Here is an 18740-nt window from a genome sequence, read left to right as displayed (position 1 = left end):
GTGTTTCTCCTGTTTTAAAGTGAAAACTGCTTTTGAAAAAATCAGAACCGCGTGTTCTTGAGAAACTCAGCCAAACGCGGTGATTGCGGGCGTTCGAACAGCTCCTTGGGTGGCCCCTGCTCTTCGATACGCCCCTGATTCATGAAAACGATCTTGTCTGAAACCTCGAAAGCGAAACGCATTTCGTGGGTCACCAGCAACATGGTCATGCCTTCGTCCGCCAGGCCCTTGATCACGTTCAGCACTTCGCCAACCAGTTCGGGGTCGAGGGCCGAGGTGACTTCGTCGAACAGCATCAGGCTCGGGTTCATCGCAATCGCCCGGGCAATGGCTACGCGCTGTTGCTGGCCGCCGGACAACTGACCCGGATAGTGATCACGGCGCTCCAGCAGGCCGACGCGATCCAGCCATTTTTCGGCCAGGACCACGGCTTCGTCCTTGTGCAGCTTCTTGACCTTCAGCAGCCCCAGCGTGACGTTCTGCAGCGCTGTGAGGTGCGGAAACAGATTGAACTGCTGGAACGCCATGCCGGTCATCGCACGATGCCGGGCAATGACTTTCTCAGCATGCCGTACGCGTTTGCCGTTGACGTCGTCATAGCCGATGGATTCGCCATCGAGCACGATCTGCCCGCCCTGGAATTCTTCGAGCATGTTCACGCAACGCAGCAGCGTGGTCTTGCCCGAACCGCTGGAACCGATCAGCGTCACGACGTTGCCGCGCTGCATGCTCAGGTCGACGCCTTTGAGCACTTCGAGCTTGCCGTACTGCTTGTGCAGGCCGCGAATGTCCAGCAGGGCCTGGGCGTTTTGCGCGTTCGCGTCTTTTGAATTTGAGAGCTGAGGTTGAGTCATGGCAAGGCCACCCGCTTTTCTATGTGCCGGCCGAGTAATTCGATGGCGTAGTTGATGACGAAAAACAGAAATCCGGCGAACAGGTAAAACTCGAGCGTCATGAACGTCCGGGCAATGATCTGCTGGGTGCTGAGCAGCAACTCCGCCACGCCGATCACCGACAACAGCGTCGAGGCCTTGACGATCTCGGTGGACGAGTTGACCCAGGTCGGCAGGATCTGCCGCAGCGCCTGGGGCAATAGCACGTAGGCAAGGGATTGGTAAAACGTCAGGCCAATCGCCTTGCTCGCTTCCATCTGCCCGCTGGGCAAGGCTTGCAACGCACCGCGCACAATCTCGGCGACGTGGGAGCCGCAAAACAGCGTCAGACCCAACGCACCGGCCTGGAACGCACTGATCTGCCAGCCCAGTGCCGGCGCCATATAAAAGCAGGCGAGCACCAATACAAACACCGGCGTCCCGCGAATGATGTCGACGTAGAAACGGAACGGCGCGCGCATCCAGAAATTGCCGTAGGTCAGTACCAGACCGGTGACAATACCGACCAGCGTACCGAGCAAAATCGCCAGTGCCGACACTTGCACACTGGTCAGAAAGCCTTGGCACAACACGTCGCGGGCAACCCACAACTCATGCAACCAACTGGGTGATTCGTACATGGGGCCTCCTATCGGCGGATCGCCAGACGCTGCTCGAGGTGACGCAGCAGCATGGCAATGAGGTAACAGGCCGCAACATAGAGCGCTGTGGTCACCATCCAGGTTTCAATCACCCGGTAGCTCTCCACATTGATCTTGCGCGCGTAATAGGTCAGCTCCGGCACGGCAATCGCCGCCGCCAGCGAGGTGTCCTTGAACAGCGAAATGAAGTTGTTCGACAGCGCCGGCAGCACATTGCGCAGCATTACCGGCACGGTGACGTACGCCTTGACCTGCCATTCGCCGAGGCCAATGGCCAGGCCGGCTTCACGCTGGCCCTTCGGAATGCTCAACAATCCGCCACGGAACACTTCGGTCAGATACGCCCCGGCGTACAGCGACAGCGTGATGATGAACGACGGAATCTTGTCCAGACGAATCCCGAGGCTCGGCAAGGCGAAGTAAATCAACAGAATCAACACCAGAATCGGCGTGTTACGCACCACCGTCACATACACCGACGCCAGCACCCGCAACGCGCGATGCTTGGAGAGCAAAGCAAACGCCATCATCAGGCCGATCACGCAACCGATGGCGATCGACACCAGCGCCAATTCAAGGCCCAGGCCGAGCCCCGCCAGCAAGGTGTCGAAATCGCGCCACACGGCGGCAAAGTTCAACTGATAGTTCATGGTCAGCAGTACCTTGAACGGGGCGCGTTGGGCGCCCCACTCTCACAGGGTCATTTGAATTCGACGGGAAAACCGATGGCTGGGGTAGGCAGGTCTACGCCGAACCATTGCTTGAAGGACGCCGCGTAAGCCGGGAACTCAACGCCAGTCATGGCTTCATGCAAAGCGGTGTTGACGAAGTTCAGCCAGTCCTGATCGCCACGCTTGACCGCGCACGCATAGGTTTGCGGGCTCCAGGCGTAGGTCGGGCTGCGATACCGGCCAGGGTTCTGCACCATCAGGTACTTGACCGAAGATTGGTCAGTGGCCGCAGCGTCGGCACGACTGGAGTTCACGGCCTGATACATCAAGTCCACGCTGTCGTACTGATCGACTTTGGCGCTGGGCAACGCCTGATGCACCAGTTCTTCGGCGTACACGTTCTGCAATACCGCCACAGTCACCTTGTCGCCCGCCGCTTTCAGGTCTTCGATTTCCTTGTACTTGCTATTCGCCGGCAGCAGCAGGCCAACGCCTTCGCGGTAGTACGGCAGCGTGAACGCTACTTGCTGCGCGCGGCTGGCGGTCACGGTGATGAATTGGCAACTGATGTCGACCTTGTCCGTCAGCAGGTTAGGAATCCGCGCATCGGAGGACTGCACTACGTACTCGACCTTGGCCGGGTCGTTGAACAAACCCTTGGCGATCATGTGCCCGATATCGATATCAAAACCCTGCAACTTGCCGTCCGCGCCCTGAAAGTGCCACGGCGCATTGGTGCTGCCCGTACCCACAATCAGTTTCCCGCGGGCCAGCACGCTATCGAGCTTGCTGTCCGCCGCCTGGGCCACGCCCACGGCAGCAGCCGAAGCTGCAAAGAGAAAAACACACGCTTTAAAAAAGGAAGGTCGGCGATGCATGGCAATCACTCCAGGAGGACGTTCATTCCGCTATACCGGAACATAGTATGTAACAGCGGAATAGACAGCAGAAAGTGTGCCACAGGTTGTGAGGGGAATGGAGGGGAAATTGAAAAGTGTTTTGAATCAGTGGGATGCGCGAAAGTGAAGAATTGGTGTTACGGAAGCAGCCATGTGCAACCGCTACCGTTGTCTACGTCAACGGGTAGCGAGTTCACAATTGGTGCGTCTTGGGAGCTAAGAGGGTGCTACCGATCTATTGATTGCGCATCCATGGATTCAGGCGCGCGGACGATTCAATTACTCTTGGGTTCATTTGCTCGAACACTCGCCGAGCGGCGTGCGCTTTACTGCCAGCAACGAGCGCTGAGATGAAGCCCCAAAAGCCTAAAACTAAAAAAACCAGGGATAACGCGCGTTGCTCCGCGATGATATTCCTGACATACCGCCCATCCGCTTCGCTGGAGAACACTTCGCAAACAATTTGTCTTATCTCCTCTTCTGGCTTGTCCGCTGGTTTGAGGCAGCTCTCAGGTTTGAGTACCCACTCATTTGAAAGGAATGATCTCGCTACGTCCTCTCGGACCATGAAGGTAATTCCACTGGTTTTCATGGTCAAAACCGCATAGTCGGGCATCATGGGCACCGTGCACACGATCATAAAAATCAATGTCAACAAGAGGCCAATTCCGTGGCGAGATTTCCACAGTTTTCCGTCGGGATCTCGCATAACCAAGCGTTCGGCATCAAAGTATTTTCTACCGTGAATCAATTGGGCAACATTGACGTCATGTCGATTGATCCTTGCAAGCAACTCAAGCATTTGCCTATAGCTATCCAGTCGAATGCCTGTCTTGAAACGGAAACTTTCGAGATCTTTTACAGCCGACCATTGCTCATTCAGGAATTCGCTTGAAAACTCCTTGCTCCCGCCGATCAATCTCCAGATTCGCTCAATAAGAAAAAAACCAGAAGCTGCACGTACGTAGCCGTACGCAGTAAGTGCCAAAACCAACAGAAGAGGCAGGCAATATTTAAGGACCTCAAGGATCGATGCCAAATGGGGCAAAATGGGTTCTACATTGGTCACGGCCATTACATTTCCTTATGAATACCAGTCCTGGTCAAAGTGGTGGCGAAAAAGCGATTAACGCTCACTAGCTTCTTTATAGACGTCGCCACGCTCCCTCTTCCCCACTGCAAGCACCGTTACGATCAGCACTTCGTTGTACACGCGGTACACCAGCCTGTATCCGGCACTGCGCAGCTTGATCTTGTAGGCATTGTCCAATCCACTCAAACGATCAGCGCTCACATGTGGACGAACGAGGCGCTCCTGAAGCTTTTTCTTAAACTGATCCTTCAACGTTGCGCCAAGCTTTTGCCACTCCTTCCACGCTTTGTCGGAAAATTCCAGCTCATAGGTCATCGACCGAGACCTTGACCGTTGGGTCATTTTCACGCTCGCGGCAGAGAGCAATCAGTTCCATATCTTCAAGGCGGTCCATCATCGCTTCATACTGCCTGGCAGGAACGCAGTAAAAAGCGGGCTCATTTCGATTGAGAATGGCAACGGACATGCCACCACCAGCGGCTACCGTGCCCATGGGGTTTTTTTTCAGTTCCGAGATACTCGCTACAACATGCGAAAGCACGATATGTGGCATGAAGGTATTCCTGAGAGTGCTTTTAGAAGTGCTAAAAATAGCACTCTGAAGCACATTTGACCTTATAGCTTTTGACATGAGAGCCGTGACCATGAGCTGAAAGTGAGGTAATCAAGTTAGCACTTCACTTGCTTCTCGATTTCCGCGTTTTCTATCGGTCGGTTCCTGTACAAAAGTGAGTTTTATCCGTACTTGCGTAGGAAAACCCTTACCGCTCCTCAGCACAGGGAAACTCTAATCGGAGCCTGTGTCGTCACGGAGATTGCATTCGCCGAGCCGCGTCAGCAACACCCGCGTCACCCGCCGCTCTTCGACCGCGACCACGGTCATGCGCCAGCCTTCGCATTCATGGCTATCGCCAATCATCGGCAACCGGTCCATCAAACTCATCACCAATCCGCCCAGCGTTTGATAGTCGTCGGTCGGCTCTGCCGAAAACTCCGTTCGCTGGCGAACCCGCATCAGGTTCAACGCGCCGCTGACCAGGAACCCGCCATTCTCCTCGACCACTTCCGGGCCTTCGATTTCGCTGGCGTCCGGCAACTCGCCGGCAATCGATTCGAGAATGTCGGTCATGGTCAACACACCGACGAAGTCGCCGAATTCGTTGACCACAAACGCAATGTGCGTCGAGGCTTTGCGCATCTGTTCCAGTGCGTTGAGGATGGAATAGCTGTCGACCAGGTTGAGGGTCTTGCGCGCCAGGTGTTCGAGATTGGGCTCGTTACCGGCCAGGTATTCCTTGAGCAGTTCCTTCTTGTGGATGAAGCCCAACGGCTCATCGACTGCACCGTCGCGGATCAGCGGCAAGCGCGAGTAGGACGATTGCATCAGTCGTGTACGAATGGTCTCGGCATCGTCGGACAGGTCGATGTGATCGACATCAGCGCGCACGGTCATGAGGGTGCGGATCGGTCGCTCGGCCAGTTGCAATACGCCGCTGATCATCACCCGTTCGCGTCGATCGAACAGCACTTCACCCACAGCCTCGCCGTTGTCCAGCAGGTCGGCAATCTCCTCGCCGACTTCTTCCACCGCCAACGTGCGCCCACCCAGAAGACGCAGCACCGCATGGGCGGTGCGTTCGCGCATAGGTTTGAGTCCCTGCGCGGATTTCTTGCGGCGCGCCCGGGCGATCTGGTTGAACACTTCGATCAGGATCGAGAAACCGATCGCCGCGTACAGATAACCTTTCGGAATGTGGAAACCCAGGCCTTCGGCGGTCAGCGCAAAGCCGATCATCATCAGGAAGCCCAGACACAGCATGATCACCGTCGGGTGCGCGTTGACGAACCGGGTCAGCGGTTTGCTGGCGATGATCATCAGGCCGATGGAAATGATCACGGCGATCATCATCACCGCCAATTCATCGACCATGCCGACAGCGGTAATCACCGCGTCCAGGGAGAACACCGCGTCGAGCACGACGATCTGCGCGACGATCGGCCAGAACAGCGCGTACGTCGTATTCGACGAGCGCTCGCCGACATGGCCTTCGAGTCGCTCGTGCAACTCCATGGTCGCCTTGAACAGCAGGAACACACCACCGAACAGCATGATCAGGTCGCGTCCGGAGAAACTCTTGTCGAACACTTCTAACAGCGGCTGCGTCAGCGTCACCAACCAGGAAATACTCGCCAGCAGGCCCAGGCGCATCAGCAAGGCCAGGGACAAACCGATAAGTCGCGCGCGGTCGCGTTGCTCGGGCGGCAGTTTGTCCGCCAGGATCGCGATGAACACCAGGTTGTCGATACCGAGCACCAGTTCCAGCACGATCAACGTCAACAGGCCCAGCCATGCGGTGGGATCAGCTATCCATTCCATAAAATTGTCTCGATCTCTTTAGTGAATTCAGACTGCCGAACACGGCAAAGCGCGGCGCATAGGCCGTGGAGTTGCAATGAAAAAGGAGTTCGGAAGTCGAAAGACCGGGTGTTTCGCGTGCGTCAAGCGAGCGCTGGGGCGCAGAGAGGAAGGATAACCGGGAGGCTCCAAGAGGGTGTTCATGCAAGTCCTGAGCGGAAAAAGGCCTTGGAGAGTACAGGTTGGAGCGACTTTTCCTACAGATGGAAATCATTACAAAATCTGTAATCCCCTGGATTTCTTCTGTCTGGGCAGCCGCCTTCGCGAGCAAGTCGAAGCTTTTAGCTGTTTCGGACCCGTTCGATATACCTGACAACCGCCGCCGATTTCTCGAACCGCCGATACACCAGCGACAACCACGAACTCGCCTCACACCCCCTGATCGTCCGGTAAACCACCCCCGGCAACCCGACATGCCCAACCACCGATTCCGGCACCACCGCCACGCCCTGCCCCAGCGACACCAGCGCCAGTACCGCCACCAGTCCTCCGGGTTGCGCGCCGAGTGTCGGTGCAAATCCGCCTTCGGCAGCGACTTGCAAGGTGCCGCTGATTTGCTCCGGCAGAATGAACGTCTCACCCCGCAGGTGCTCCGGGCCGATCTCGCCCGCGCGGCACAGCCAGGATTCGGTCGACAGCGCCAGCACAAAGCCTTCCGCGTCCAGGCGAATCGCGTCCAGGCCTTCCGGCAACGTCATCGGAGAACGGACATACCCAATGTCGAACCGACCTTCAAGGACCATCGCCGGCAATGTCGCCATCGGGCTTTCCCGCACGTTCAGGCTGACGTCCGGGCACTCGCGACTGAACGCCTGAACCTGTTTTTGCAGTAACCCCGAATACACCGCCGAGGCCACGTAACCGAGCTCGATGTGCCCGATATCCCCACGCCCGGCGCGCTGGGCACTGCGCTGGGCGGATTCGAACTGGCGAACGGTGGCTTCGGCTTCGACGACCAACGCTGCGCCGGCCTCGGTCAGGCGAACTTCGCGGGTTTCGCGCACGAACAGTCGCGTGCCGAGTTCACTTTCCATGTCCTGAATCTGCCGGGTCAGGGTCGGCGGTGCGATACCTAGCTGCTCGGCAGCGCGGGTGAAGTGGCCATGACGGGCAACGGCAAGGAAGTAGCGAAAATGACGGATGTCCATGGGCATTAGCTCAAAGGTAATGAAGTGCCGGTTGCCGGCTAACAAATTCCGCAAACGGCCAAAGTAAACTGGTCCGGCATTCACAGTAGAGAGCCCCAGCCATGTACGTCAAACCTCTGTACACACTTGCGACGACAGTCCTTGCGCAAAAGGCAATCAATCCATGAGCCGCGTCGATCCGCGCTTGACCCTGCTGACCGCGTCCGGCGTCTGCTCGCTGATCGTCCTCGACACCAACATCGTCGCCGTCACCCTGCCGACGATAGCCCGTGACCTCGGTGCCAACTTCGCCGACATCGAATGGGTGGTCAGCGCCTACATGCTGGCCTTCGCCGCCCTGCTATTGCCCGCTGGCAGCATCGCCGACCGCTTTGGCCGGCAGAAAACCCTGCTGTGTGGCCTGGGCATTTTCATCCTCGCGTCCATCGGTTGCGGCGCCGCGCCCAATGCGTTGTTCCTCGACATTGCCCGGGCGATCAAAGGTGTCGGCGCCGCATTGCTGCTGACCTCGGCCCTGGCCTCCATCGGCCACACCTTTCACGATGAAGTCGAACGGGCCAAAGCCTGGGCGTTCTGGGGGGCGTGCATGGGCGTGGCGATGACCGCTGCGCCCACCGTCGGCGGGCTGATCACCGAATACATCGGTTGGCGTTGGATTTTCTACCTCAACTTGCCGGTGGGCCTGTTCCTCATGGCCATGGTCTGGCGTACGGTGCCGGAATCCCGCGATCCGCAATCCGCCCGTCTCGATCCTTGGGGCAGCCTGGCCTTCAGCGCCAGCCTGCTGTGCCTGATGTGGGGATTGATCGAAGTCAACCGGATCGGCTGGAACAACTCGGCCACCTACGCCCGACTGATCGGCGGCGCGCTGTTACTGGGCGCGTTCGTGGTGATCGAGCGGATGCAGCAACGGCCGATGGTCGACCTGAAACTGTTTCGGCACCCGCGTTTCATCGGCGCCCTGCTCGGCATGTTTGCCTACGCCGGATGCGCTCAGGTGATGATGACGCTGCTGCCGTTTTACCTGCAAAACGGCCTGGGTTTCTCGGCCATTGCTTCGGGCCTGGGCATGTTGCCGTTTGCCCTGACCATGCTGATTTGCCCGCGCATCGGCGTGCGCCTGTCCCGCCGATTTGCTCCGGCGACGTTGATGGCCGCCGGTTTGACCCTAGTCGGCAGCGGCAATCTGCTCAGTGCCTGGGCGGTCAACAGCGGCGGTTACCTGGCCTTCGCCCTGGCGATTTCCGTGACCGGCGCCGGTGCCGGGCTGCTCAATGGCGATACGCAGAAAAACATCATGGCTTGCGTGCCTCGGGAGCGCACCGGCATGGCGTCGGGCATGAGCACCACCATGCGTTTCAGTGCCATCGTGCTGGCGATTGGCGTGTACGGCGCCTTGCTGTCCAGCCATACCGAGCAACTGCTGCGCGCCAGTCTGTCGATACAGGGCACGCAATGGCTGGGCCAGGCTCAGGGCATCGCCTCGCGGGCGGTGGCCGGAGACATGACGGCGGCGATGAGCCTGCTGCCGGACAGCGCACGCACGCTGGTTGAACCGCTGGCCCGCCAGGCGTTTGTCGGTGGTTTCAGTCTGTTGCTGTGGGTCGCCGGTCTGCTCGCCTTGTTGGGCGCGCTGGTGGTGGGCACGTTGATGCGCAGTCCGATCCCCGCGCCATCGGCTGCCACGCTTACTGCGAATGCTTGAATGACGCCAACACCCGCTCGGCATTGGCATCGCAGCTCATGCCGTCGGGTTTTGCCTGAATATCCGCGATCACTGCCAGCAGCTTCGCCTTGCTCTGCGCCAGGTGCTGCTGCATTTCCTCGATCTGGTCTATTTTGCGCCGCAGACCTGCCACCAGTTCGTCGTGCTTGAACTCACCGATCGCGGTGTGGGGTAACAATTGCTTCAACTCTTCAAGACTGAAGCCGGCCTGCTGCGCGCAATGGATGAGGTACAGCGTTTGCACCACCTGCTCGGGATAATGCCGGTAACCGTTCGCCCGGCGTTCGACCTTCTGGATGAGGCCCTGGGCCTCGTAAAAACGGATACGCGAGGCGTTGAACCCGCTTAACTGCGCCAATTCACCAATCTTCATCTCGACCTCGTTTGCCTGCTTGACATTAAAGTTGACTTTAAGCTTAGCCTCCACGCTTCACTGATGAGGAGTCAAGCATGTCGCCCTTTCAAACGTTGAATTTGCCCAACGGCCAGATCATCGGTAACCGCATCGCCAAAGCGGCGATGGAAGAAAACCTCGCCGATATCGGGCAGGCGCCTTCCGATGCACTCCTGCGCTTGTATCAAGCCTGGTCCGAGGGCGAAGCCGGCCTGTTGTTGACCGGCAACGTGATGATCGACCGCCGCGCCATGACCGGCCCCGGCGGCGTGGTGCTTGAAGATGAGCGAGATATGCAAGGCTTCCAACAGTGGGCGACGATTGGCCGCTCCGGCGGTGCGCAATTCTGGATGCAGCTCAATCACCCTGGGCGTCAGACCATGGCCAATCTCGGCCAGCAGGCGTTGGCGCCCTCGTCGGTGGCACTGGATCTGGGTGGATTTTCCAAGCTGTTTGCCCAACCCAAACCGATGTCCGAGGGCGATATCAGCGAGGTGATCACCCGCTTCGCGACCAGTGCGGCGCTCGCCGAAAAGGCCGGCTTCAGCGGCGTGCAGATTCATGCCGCGCACGGTTATCTGATCAGCCAATTCCTCTCGCCGTTGACTAACCGACGTGACGACCGCTGGGGCGGAACACTGGAAAACCGCGCGCGCCTGCTGATGGAAGTCCTCGGCGCAGTGCGCCAGGCCGTTTCGCCGCAGTTTTGTGTGTCGGTGAAGCTCAACTCGGCCGACTTCCAGCGCGGCGGCTTTGATGCCGACGACGCCCGGCAGGTGATTCAGTGGCTCAACGATCAGCAGATCGACCTGCTGGAACTCTCCGGCGGCAGCTACGAAGCCCCGGCCATGCAAGGCGAAGCCCGCGATGGCCGCACTCTTGCGCGGGAGGCGTACTTTCTGGAAATGGCGGGCGAACTGGCCAGCGTGGCGCGCATGCCAGTGATGGTGACGGGCGGGATCCGGCGCCTGGCGGTCGTTGAGCAAGTCCTCGCCAGCGGCATCGCCATGGCCGGCATCGGCACGGCGCTGGCGATCGAACCGCACTTGGTCAAACACTGGCGAGAAGGCAAGGACAGCCATCCGCAATTGCCGCCGATCGATTGGAGGCGCAAGCCGCTGGCGTCGCTGGCGAACCAGGCGGTGGTGAAATTCCAGCTGCGGCGCCTGAGCCGCGGGCGTAAAACCCGGCCGCAAGTGTCGGCGGTCTGGGCACTGATTCTTGACCAGTTGTTCCTGAGCCGCCGTACGCGGCAGTATCGTCAGGCAATGGCCAAGTAATCACGAACCGGCGGGAGTCATGGTCGTCACGGCGTTGTCCTCTTTTAACCCCAAGGACAACTCATTGATCACTGGAGCACCCCATGGCGAAAATCACCCTTGCCCAGCAACTGGCAACCACCCTTGAACAGGCCGGCGTCAAACGTATCTGGGGCCTGACCGGCGACAGCCTTAACGGTCTGACCGAAGCGTTGCGCACGATGGACAGCATCGAATGGATGCACGTGCGCCACGAGGAGGTCGCGGCGTTTGCCGCCGGGGCCGACGCCGCGATGACCGGTGAACTGGCGGTATGTGCCGGCAGTTGCGGGCCGGGCAATCTGCATTTGATCAACGGGCTGTTCGATTGCCACCGAAATCATGTGCCGGTGCTGGCCATCGCCGCGCAGATTCCGTCCTCGGAAGTGGGCCTGAATTACTTTCAGGAAACCCATCCTCAAGAATTGTTCAAGGAGTGCAGTCACTTCATCGAACTGGTGAGCAACCCCGCGCAAATGCCGCAGGTGCTGCATCGCGCGATGCGCAGTGCAATCCTCAACCGGGGCGTGGCGGTGGTGGTGATTCCGGGTGACGTGGCGTTACAGGAGGTCGAAGACAACCTCAAGCCGTGGCCGCTGCTGTCAAAGCCGCGCACCCTGCCCTCGCCCGACGATCTGCAGCGTCTGGTCGACCTGTTGAGCGACAGTAAAGCCGTGACGCTGATGTGCGGCGCCGGTTGCGCCGGCGCTCATGATCAGGTGGTGGCGTTGGCCGATGCCCTCGGCGCACCGGTGGTGCATGCGCTACGCGGCAAGGAACACGTGGAATGGGACAACCCGTTCGACGTCGGCATGACCGGCTTGATCGGCTTCAGCTCGGGTTACCACGCCATGCTCAACTGCGACACGCTGGTGCTGCTGGGCACTGACTTTCCCTATCGCCAGTTCTACCCCACCGACGCGACCGTCATTCAGATCGATCATGATCCGCAAGCCCTTGGCCGCCGTACCACGCTGGACCTGGGCATCGCCGCGGACGTCAGAGAAACACTTGCCGCGCTCTTGCCGCGCCTGCCCTACCGCGCTGACCGTAGCTTTCTGGAATCGTCGCTCAAGCATTACCAGAAAGCCCGTCAGGGCCTGGATGACCTGGCCCAACCTTCGCCTGCCGGCCGGCCGATTCATCCGCAATACCTCACTCGCTTGCTGAGCGAGCTGGCCGATGACGATGCGATCTTCACCGCCGATGTGGGCACACCCACGGTGTGGGCGGCGCGCTACCTGAAAATGAACGGCAAGCGTCGGCTACTCGGCTCGTTCAACCACGGTTCGATGGCCAACGCCATGCCTCAGGCGATTGGCGCGCAAGCCGCATTTCCCGACCGCCAGGTGATTTCGCTCTCGGGCGACGGTGGGTTCAGTATGTTGATGGGCGATTTCATTTCGCTGGCGCAGTTGAAGTTGCCGGTAAAAATTATCGTCTACGACAACGCGTCGCTGGGGTTTGTCGCCATGGAGATGAAATCCAGCGGGCTGCTGGACACCGGCACGGACCTGCACAATCCGGATTTCGCGGCGATGGCCAATGCCATGGGCATTCTGGGGATTCGGGTTGAAGAATCCGAAGCGCTGGAACCGTCCTTGCGTCGCGCGCTGGCGCACGACGGCCCGGTGCTGGTGGATGTGGTGACCGCGACCCAGGAACTGGCAATGCCGCCGACCATCAAGCTGGAACAGGCCAAGGGGTTCAGTTTGTACATGCTCAAAGCGGTGATGAGCGGGCGTGGGGATGAGGTGATCGAGTTGGCGCGGACCAACTGGTTTCGCTGAAAAATGAGTCGCCTCCATCGCGAGCAGGCTCACTCCTACAAGGGAAATGCATTCCAATGTAGGAGCGAGCCTGCTCGCGAAGACTCCAGCGCAGGCAACACACGGTTCAATCTGGAATCAGCTCATCAATGTGCCGATAATCCGCTTGCAACTCCGCCGCCAATTGCCGCGCCCGCCCCAATCGAATTGGCCCACGCTCAATGTCAATCAGCAGCCCCGGGCACTCCAGCGCCGGCAACATCGACCACTCCTTCAGCCGCCCATCCGTCACCAGCAATAACCGCTGCTGCTCCGCCGGGAAGCGTTTTTGCCGCACCGCAAGCCAGCGTCCCGCCTCGCCCAATGCTGCCAGCAACGGCGTGCCACCGCCCGCGCCAAGCCCCTCGAGCCAATGGCCCAATCCGCTGGACGCTTTCAGGCCTTGCACTTGCCACGTTGGCGCATGCCCGCTCGCGGTCATTAACGCCAGTCGCGCACGCTGGCGGTAAGCGTCGTCGAACAGTTGCGCCAGCAATCCCTTGGCATCGCTCAACGCCTGATGACGACGGGTCGAGGCCGAGGCATCGACGATCACCATCCACAGTTCATGGGGCGAACGGGTGCGCAATTGAAACAACACATCCTGACGTTGACGCGGCCGGCCATTGAGCAAGGTGCCGGGCCAGTTGATCGAGCCACTGCGAGAAGCGTGACGCTGGCCCTGTTTGCCGTGGTCGAGTTGTCCGGCGCGGGGTCTGGCATTCGCCCCCGCATCAGATCGAGGGCGAATGCCTAGGGCTTTTTTGGCCAGCTCGGCACTTCACGTCGGGCCCCGACCGGCAGCGACTGCGCGGGCATTTCACCCCACTGGCCCTGGCCTTCGCTCGGGGTGGATGGCTGGGGTGAAGGTTGCTGCCCCTGTTGCTGAACCTGTTGCGGCGCGGGCGAAGAGGATTCCCGACGACGATGACGCAGGGCGAATTCGGCGACGGCTTCGATATCTTCTTCGGCAATCGCGCTCGCCCCGCGCCATGCCGCGTGGGCACGGGCGGCGCGCAGCCAGACCAGGTCGGCGCGCAAGCCGTCGACGCCGGCCGCGAAACAACGCTCGGTAATCTGCGTCAGCGCCTGATCGTCGAGGGGGATGCTCGCCAGCGTGCTGCGCGCGCGCTCGCAACGTTCGCGCAGGGACTGCTGCTGATTTTCCCACTCGGCGCAGAAGCGTTGCGGGTCGCTGTCGAAATCCAGCCGGCGACGGATGATCTGGCCGCGCTCGGCGGGCGCTGTGTGACCACCAAGGGCGACGTTCAGGCCAAAACGATCGAGCAATTGCGGGCGCAGTTCGCCCTCTTCCGGGTTCATCGTGCCGATCAGCACGAACTTCGCAGAATGCCGATGGGAAATGCCGTCGCGCTCGATCAGGTTGGTGCCACTGGCGGCAACGTCGAGCAGCAGGTCGACGAGGTGATCGGGCAGCAGATTGACCTCGTCGACGTAGAGCACGCCGCCGTCTGCCTTCGCCAGCACGCCGGGGGAAAACTGCGCACGCCCCTCGCTCAGGGCAGCGTCGAGGTCGAGGGTGCCGACCAGGCGTTCCTCGGTGGCACCGAGCGGCAAGGTGACGAATTGACCGCTGGCGAGCAGGTCCGCGAGGCCTCGGGCCAAGGTCGACTTGGCCATGCCGCGCGGGCCTTCGATCAGCACGCCGCCGATTTTCGGGTCAATGGCAGTCAGGCACAGGGCGAGTTTCAAATCGTCGGCGCCGACCACGGCGGATAGGGGAAAATGCGGGGTGTCGGTCATTATTAACTCTCGGTCATGGTCGGTCATTCCAAAAACACCTCAACCCTGTAGGAGTGAGCCTGCTCGCGATGGCGCTGGGTCAGGTGAATAAATGTCGACTGACACACCGCCATCGCGAGCAGGCTCACTCCTACAAGGGTTGCGGGGTGTCAGCTGTCTTCTTCTATGTCCAGCAGCAGGTTTTCCAGCGCTTTTTTATAAGCGCCCGGCTCCTGCCACATCCCGCGCTGCTGCGCTTCCAGCATCCGTTCGGTCATGTCCCGCAGCGCCTGCGGATTATGTTCGCGAACAAATTCGCGGGTCGCCGGGTCCAGCAGGTACGCGTCCGCCAGCAACGCGTATTGGTGATCGTCGATCAACTGCGTCGTCGCGTCGAAGGCGAACAGGTTATCGACCGTGGCCGCCAGTTCGAACGCGCCTTTGTAGCCGTGGCGTTTCACGCCATCGATCCATTTCGGATTCGCTGCCCGGGAACGAATCACCCGGTTCAGCTCTTCCTTCAAGGTGCGGATCTTCGGCAAGTCCGGCTGACTGTGATCGCCATGGTAGCTGGCCGCCGCTTCGCCGCTGAGGCTTTCGACGGCGGCGAGCATGCCGCCCTGAAACTGGTAATAGTCGTTGGAATCGAGCACGTCATGCTCGCGGTTGTCCTGATTTTGCAGCACCGCCTGCACTTGGCTCAGGCGTTGGGCAAACTGTTCGCGCGCTGCCGTGCCTTCGTCGGAACCGCCGTAAGCGTAGCCGCCCCAGTTCAGATACACCTCGGCTAAATCCTCGCGGCTCTGCCACAAGCGCCCGTCGATGGCGCCCTGCACGCCTGCGCCGTAAGCGCCGGGCTTGGCCCCGAAGATGCGCCAACCGGCCTGACGTTGCGCCGCATCCTGATCAAGGCCCGATTGCACCAGGGTTTCACGTTCGGCGCGGACCTTGGCCGCCAAGGGGTTGAGGTCGTCCGGCTCGTCCAGCGCGGCGACCGCTTGCACGGCGGCGTCGAACAGGCGGATCAGATTGGCAAAGGCATCACGGAAGAACCCCGAGACGCGCAACGTCACGTCGACGCGCGGACGGTCGAGCAGGCTCAAGGGCAGAATCTCGAAATCGTCGACCCGCTGGCTGCCCGTGGCCCAGACCGGACGCACGCCCATCAGCGCCATGGCTTGCGCGATGTCATCGCCACCGGTGCGCATGGTCGCGGTGCCCCAAACCGACAGGCCGAGCTGACGCAAATGATCGCCGTGGTCCTGCAAGTGCCGTTCGAGAATCAGGTTCGCCGACTGAAAGCCAATGCGCCACGCGGTGGTGGTTGGCAGGTTCCGCACGTCGACCGAGTAGAAGTTGCGGCCGGTAGGCAGCACGTCCAGCCGCCCGCGACTCGGCGCGCCGCTCGGGCCGGCGGGGACAAAGCGACCGCTGAGGGCGTCGAGCAGGCCGCGCATTTCTGCGGGTCCGCAGGCGTCCAACCGTGGCGCGACCACCTCAAGCAGGTTGTCGAGGATGGCGTTCACTTCAACCCACCCCGCCCCTTGTAGGAGTGAGCCTGCTCGCGATGGTGTGTCAGTCGACACCGATGTGGCTGACACACCATCGCGAGCAGGCTCACTCCTACAGGTATCGAGTGTCTGGGAGATCAGTTGCGCGGCAAACAGTTCCAGGCGTTCGCGGGTATCGCCGGCTGTTCGCCAGGCTTCTTCACTGACAGATTGCAAGGCATCCGGACGCGGCCCGATCCACGGCTCGGCCAACGCACAATCCAGCGGATCAAACCCCAACTCGAACGCCTTGGCCAACGCCCGCAACAAACTCGACTGCGCCCCGCGACCATCGCCCCGGGGAATGCGCAGCAACGCCAGCAATGTATCAATGCGCAAACGCCCGGTCGGCGATTCGCCGAAGATGTGCAGGCCATCGCGGATTTGCGACTCCTTCAAATCGCACAGGTAAGTGTCGAGGCGCGGCAGCCAGATCGCGGCGTCTGCATCGCTGTCGAGCTTCGCGTCCAGTTGCAGCTCGCGGTCGATGTGCGTGTCGCGCACCAGTTGCAGGATGTCGCGCTGCAATTCCCGGGCGCGACGTGGATCGAGCAATTGCGCTTCATAATATTCGTCGGCGAGCAATTCAAGGTTACGCAGCGGCCCGTAGGTCTCGGCGCGAGTCAGCGGTGGCATCAGGTGATCAATGATCACCGCTTGCGTGCGACGCTTGGCCTGGGCGCCCTCGCCCGGATCGTTGACGATGAACGGATAGATATTCGGCAGCGGCCCGAGCAACGCGTCCGGCCAGCAGTTTTCCGACAGCCCGACGCCCTTGCCCGGCAGCCATTCGAGGTTGCCGTGCTTGCCGACATGGATCACGCCGTGGGCGCCGTAGGTGTTGCGCAACCAGAAATAGAACGCCAGATAACCGTGGGGTGGCACCAGGTCCGGGTCGTGATACACCGCGCTCGGATCGACCTGATAACCCCGCGCCGGTTGAATGCCGACGAAGGTCAGACCAAAACGCAACCCGGCGATCATCATCCGCCCGCCACGGCACATCGGGTCGCTGTCCGGCGCGCCCCAGCGTTCCAGCACGGCGTGGCGATTGGCTTCGGGCAACGCGTTGAACATCCGCTGGTAGTCATCCAGCGCCAAGCTTTGATGGCACGGACGCTGGTCGAGGGTGTCGAGGTCGTTGCTGACGCCGCCGAGCAATTGCTGGATCAACGCGGTGCCGCTTTCAGGCAGCTCTGCCGGCAACGGATAACCTTCCTGATGCAACGCACGCAGGATGTTCAGCGCCGCAGCCGGGGTATCGAGGCCGACGCCATTGCCAATGCGCCCGTCGCGGGTCGGGTAGTTGGCGAGGATCAGCGCGATGCGCTTTTCGCTGTTCGGCACCCGCGCCAGATCGATCCAGCGCCGCGCCAGTTCTGCGACAAAATCCATGCGTTCCGGTTGTGGCCGGTAACACACCACATCCGATTGACTGCGCTCGCTGCGCCACGCCAGGTCCTTGAAGCTGATCGGCCGACTGATAATTCGACCGTCGAGTTCCGGAAGCGCGATGTGCATCGCCAGATCGCGCGGCCCGAGGCCTTGCTCGCTGGCGCGCCAGCCGGGTTCGTTGTCTTGGGCGCAGATGGCCTGGATCACCGGAATATTGCGGCGGAACGGCCGCAAATGCGGGGCTTCCGGGCTGGACTGGGCGAAGCCGGTGGTGTTGAGAATCACCCCGGCTTCGACTTCATCCAGCCAGTCCTCGACCACCGTCAGGCAGCCGGGTTCTTTCAGACTGGCCACGGCAATCGGCAACGGGTTCAAGCCCGCCGCTTGCAAGCGCCGGCAGAACACATCAATGAACGCGGTGTTCGCCGCCTGCAAATGCGAGCGGTAAAACAGCACCGCTGCGACCGGCTGACCGCCTTGCCAGTCGGCTTGCCAATCCTTCAGTTCCGCAGGACTTTTTTGTGGGTGGTAGAGCGCGGTGCGCGGCAGGGTTTGCGGTTCGGCCCAGGCGTAGTCGCGATCCAGCCAGCGATTGGCCAGGCAGCGAAAAAAATCGAGGGCGTTGGCCATGCCGCCCTGGCGCAGGTAATGCCAGAGCCGGTCGCGATCTTCGGCAACCACGCTGCTGAGGTCGCTGAGCTCCGGGTCCGGACGGTCGTCACCGGGCACCAGAATCAGTTGCACGCCGCGCTGCGACAACTCGACCAGACGTTCGACCCCGTAACGCCAATAAGCAATGCCGCCATGCAGCGAAATCAGGATCACCTTGGCGTGACGCAGCACTTCGTCGACATACAAATCGACCGACGCGTGATTTTGCACCTGCATCGGATTGGCCAGGCGAACGCTCGGGTAATCGTCCGGCAACTGCTGCGCGGCCTCGGCGAGCAACGCCAGGCTGGAATCGCCGCTGCACAGGATCACCAGTTCGGCGGGGGTTTGCCCAAGGTCGGCAATATTGTCATCCGAGACGAAACCGCCGGGCTGGGTCCTGAGCAAGTGCAT

16 protein-coding genes are annotated in these 18740 nt (G+C 60.5%); 3 read left to right on the top strand and 13 right to left on the bottom strand.

Annotated features, from left to right (window positions below; translation table 11 throughout):
• Positions 1-41: 41 nt before the first annotated feature.
• The 9 genes from ACYZT4_RS06510 to ACYZT4_RS06470 form a co-directional block, all read right to left on the bottom strand.
• The gene (locus tag ACYZT4_RS06510) at positions 42-854 is read right to left on the bottom strand and encodes an amino acid ABC transporter ATP-binding protein (protein ID WP_461986232.1); all 813 of its coding nucleotides are present in this window, start codon (positions 852-854) and stop codon (positions 42-44) included.
• A complete protein-coding gene (locus ACYZT4_RS06505; protein ID WP_461986230.1) occupies positions 851-1513 on the bottom strand; it encodes an amino acid ABC transporter permease in 663 nt (220 codons plus the stop codon). The genes ACYZT4_RS06510 and ACYZT4_RS06505 overlap by 4 nt, the downstream gene beginning before the upstream one ends.
• An 8-nt stretch (positions 1514-1521) precedes the next feature.
• Entirely contained in the window at positions 1522-2184 is a 663-nt protein-coding gene (locus ACYZT4_RS06500; protein WP_461986228.1) for an amino acid ABC transporter permease, read from the bottom strand.
• A gap of 50 nt (positions 2185-2234) precedes the next feature.
• Positions 2235-3083, bottom strand: coding sequence for a transporter substrate-binding domain-containing protein (locus tag ACYZT4_RS06495; protein WP_461986227.1), 849 nt, complete (start codon positions 3081-3083; stop codon positions 2235-2237).
• Positions 3084-3339: 256 nt separating this feature from the next.
• Positions 3340-4179 (bottom strand): DUF6216 family protein, encoded by an 840-nt coding sequence (locus ACYZT4_RS06490; RefSeq protein WP_461986226.1) that lies wholly within the window; start codon positions 4177-4179, stop codon positions 3340-3342.
• Positions 4180-4230: 51 nt separating this feature from the next.
• The gene (locus ACYZT4_RS06485) at positions 4231-4512 is read right to left on the bottom strand and encodes a type II toxin-antitoxin system RelE family toxin (RefSeq protein WP_461986224.1); all 282 of its coding nucleotides are present in this window, start codon (positions 4510-4512) and stop codon (positions 4231-4233) included.
• On the bottom strand, positions 4502-4750 hold the full coding sequence (locus tag ACYZT4_RS06480) for a type II toxin-antitoxin system Phd/YefM family antitoxin (RefSeq protein WP_461986222.1): 249 nt from the start codon (positions 4748-4750) through the stop codon (positions 4502-4504). Before ACYZT4_RS06480 ends, ACYZT4_RS06485 begins: the two co-directional genes overlap by 11 nt.
• Positions 4751-4984: 234 nt before the next feature.
• On the bottom strand, positions 4985-6574 hold the full coding sequence (locus ACYZT4_RS06475; RefSeq protein WP_461986220.1) for a TerC family protein: 1590 nt from the start codon (positions 6572-6574) through the stop codon (positions 4985-4987).
• Positions 6575-6894: 320 nt separating this feature from the next.
• The gene (locus ACYZT4_RS06470) at positions 6895-7761 is read right to left on the bottom strand and encodes a LysR family transcriptional regulator (RefSeq protein WP_461986218.1); all 867 of its coding nucleotides are present in this window, start codon (positions 7759-7761) and stop codon (positions 6895-6897) included.
• A gap of 163 nt (positions 7762-7924) precedes the next feature.
• Between ACYZT4_RS06470 and ACYZT4_RS06465 the strand changes: the two genes are divergently transcribed.
• A complete protein-coding gene (locus ACYZT4_RS06465; RefSeq protein ID WP_461986216.1) occupies positions 7925-9466 on the top strand; it encodes an MFS transporter in 1542 nt (513 codons plus the stop codon).
• Here the strand turns inward: ACYZT4_RS06465 and ACYZT4_RS06460 are convergent.
• Positions 9450-9860: a MerR family transcriptional regulator gene (locus ACYZT4_RS06460; protein ID WP_461986214.1), complete on the bottom strand. Its 411-nt coding sequence runs from the start codon at positions 9858-9860 to the stop codon at positions 9450-9452. The two genes, ACYZT4_RS06465 and ACYZT4_RS06460, sit on opposite strands and share 17 nt — an antisense overlap.
• A gap of 77 nt (positions 9861-9937) precedes the next feature.
• Between ACYZT4_RS06460 and ACYZT4_RS06455 the strand changes: the two genes are divergently transcribed.
• Positions 9938-11161, top strand: a complete 1224-nt coding sequence (locus tag ACYZT4_RS06455; protein WP_461986212.1) for an NADH:flavin oxidoreductase/NADH oxidase family protein — start codon at positions 9938-9940, stop codon at positions 11159-11161.
• 83 nt (positions 11162-11244) lie between these two features.
• Positions 11245-12969 carry a ubiquinone-dependent pyruvate dehydrogenase gene (gene poxB / locus ACYZT4_RS06450; RefSeq protein WP_461986210.1) on the top strand — a complete coding sequence of 575 codons (1725 nt, stop codon included), beginning with the start codon at positions 11245-11247 and terminating at the stop codon, positions 12967-12969.
• 106 nt (positions 12970-13075) lie between these two features.
• On the opposite strand, the gene ACYZT4_RS06445 is transcribed toward poxB, so the two are convergent.
• The 3 genes from ACYZT4_RS06445 to cobN form a co-directional block, all read right to left on the bottom strand.
• Entirely contained in the window at positions 13076-13621 is a 546-nt protein-coding gene (locus tag ACYZT4_RS06445; RefSeq protein WP_461986208.1) for a vWA domain-containing protein, read from the bottom strand.
• Between the two features lie 119 nt (positions 13622-13740).
• On the bottom strand, positions 13741-14751 hold the full coding sequence (locus ACYZT4_RS06440) for an ATP-binding protein (protein ID WP_461986206.1): 1011 nt from the start codon (positions 14749-14751) through the stop codon (positions 13741-13743).
• Positions 14752-14900: 149 nt separating this feature from the next.
• A complete protein-coding gene (cobN, locus tag ACYZT4_RS06435) occupies positions 14901-18740 on the bottom strand; it encodes a cobaltochelatase subunit CobN (RefSeq protein ID WP_461986204.1) in 3840 nt (1279 codons plus the stop codon).

The sequence above is a fragment of the Pseudomonas sp. GB2N2 genome (assembly GCF_054897705.1).
The sequence above is the reverse complement of the archived record's forward strand: the minus strand, read 5'-3'. Positions and strand labels throughout refer to the sequence as shown.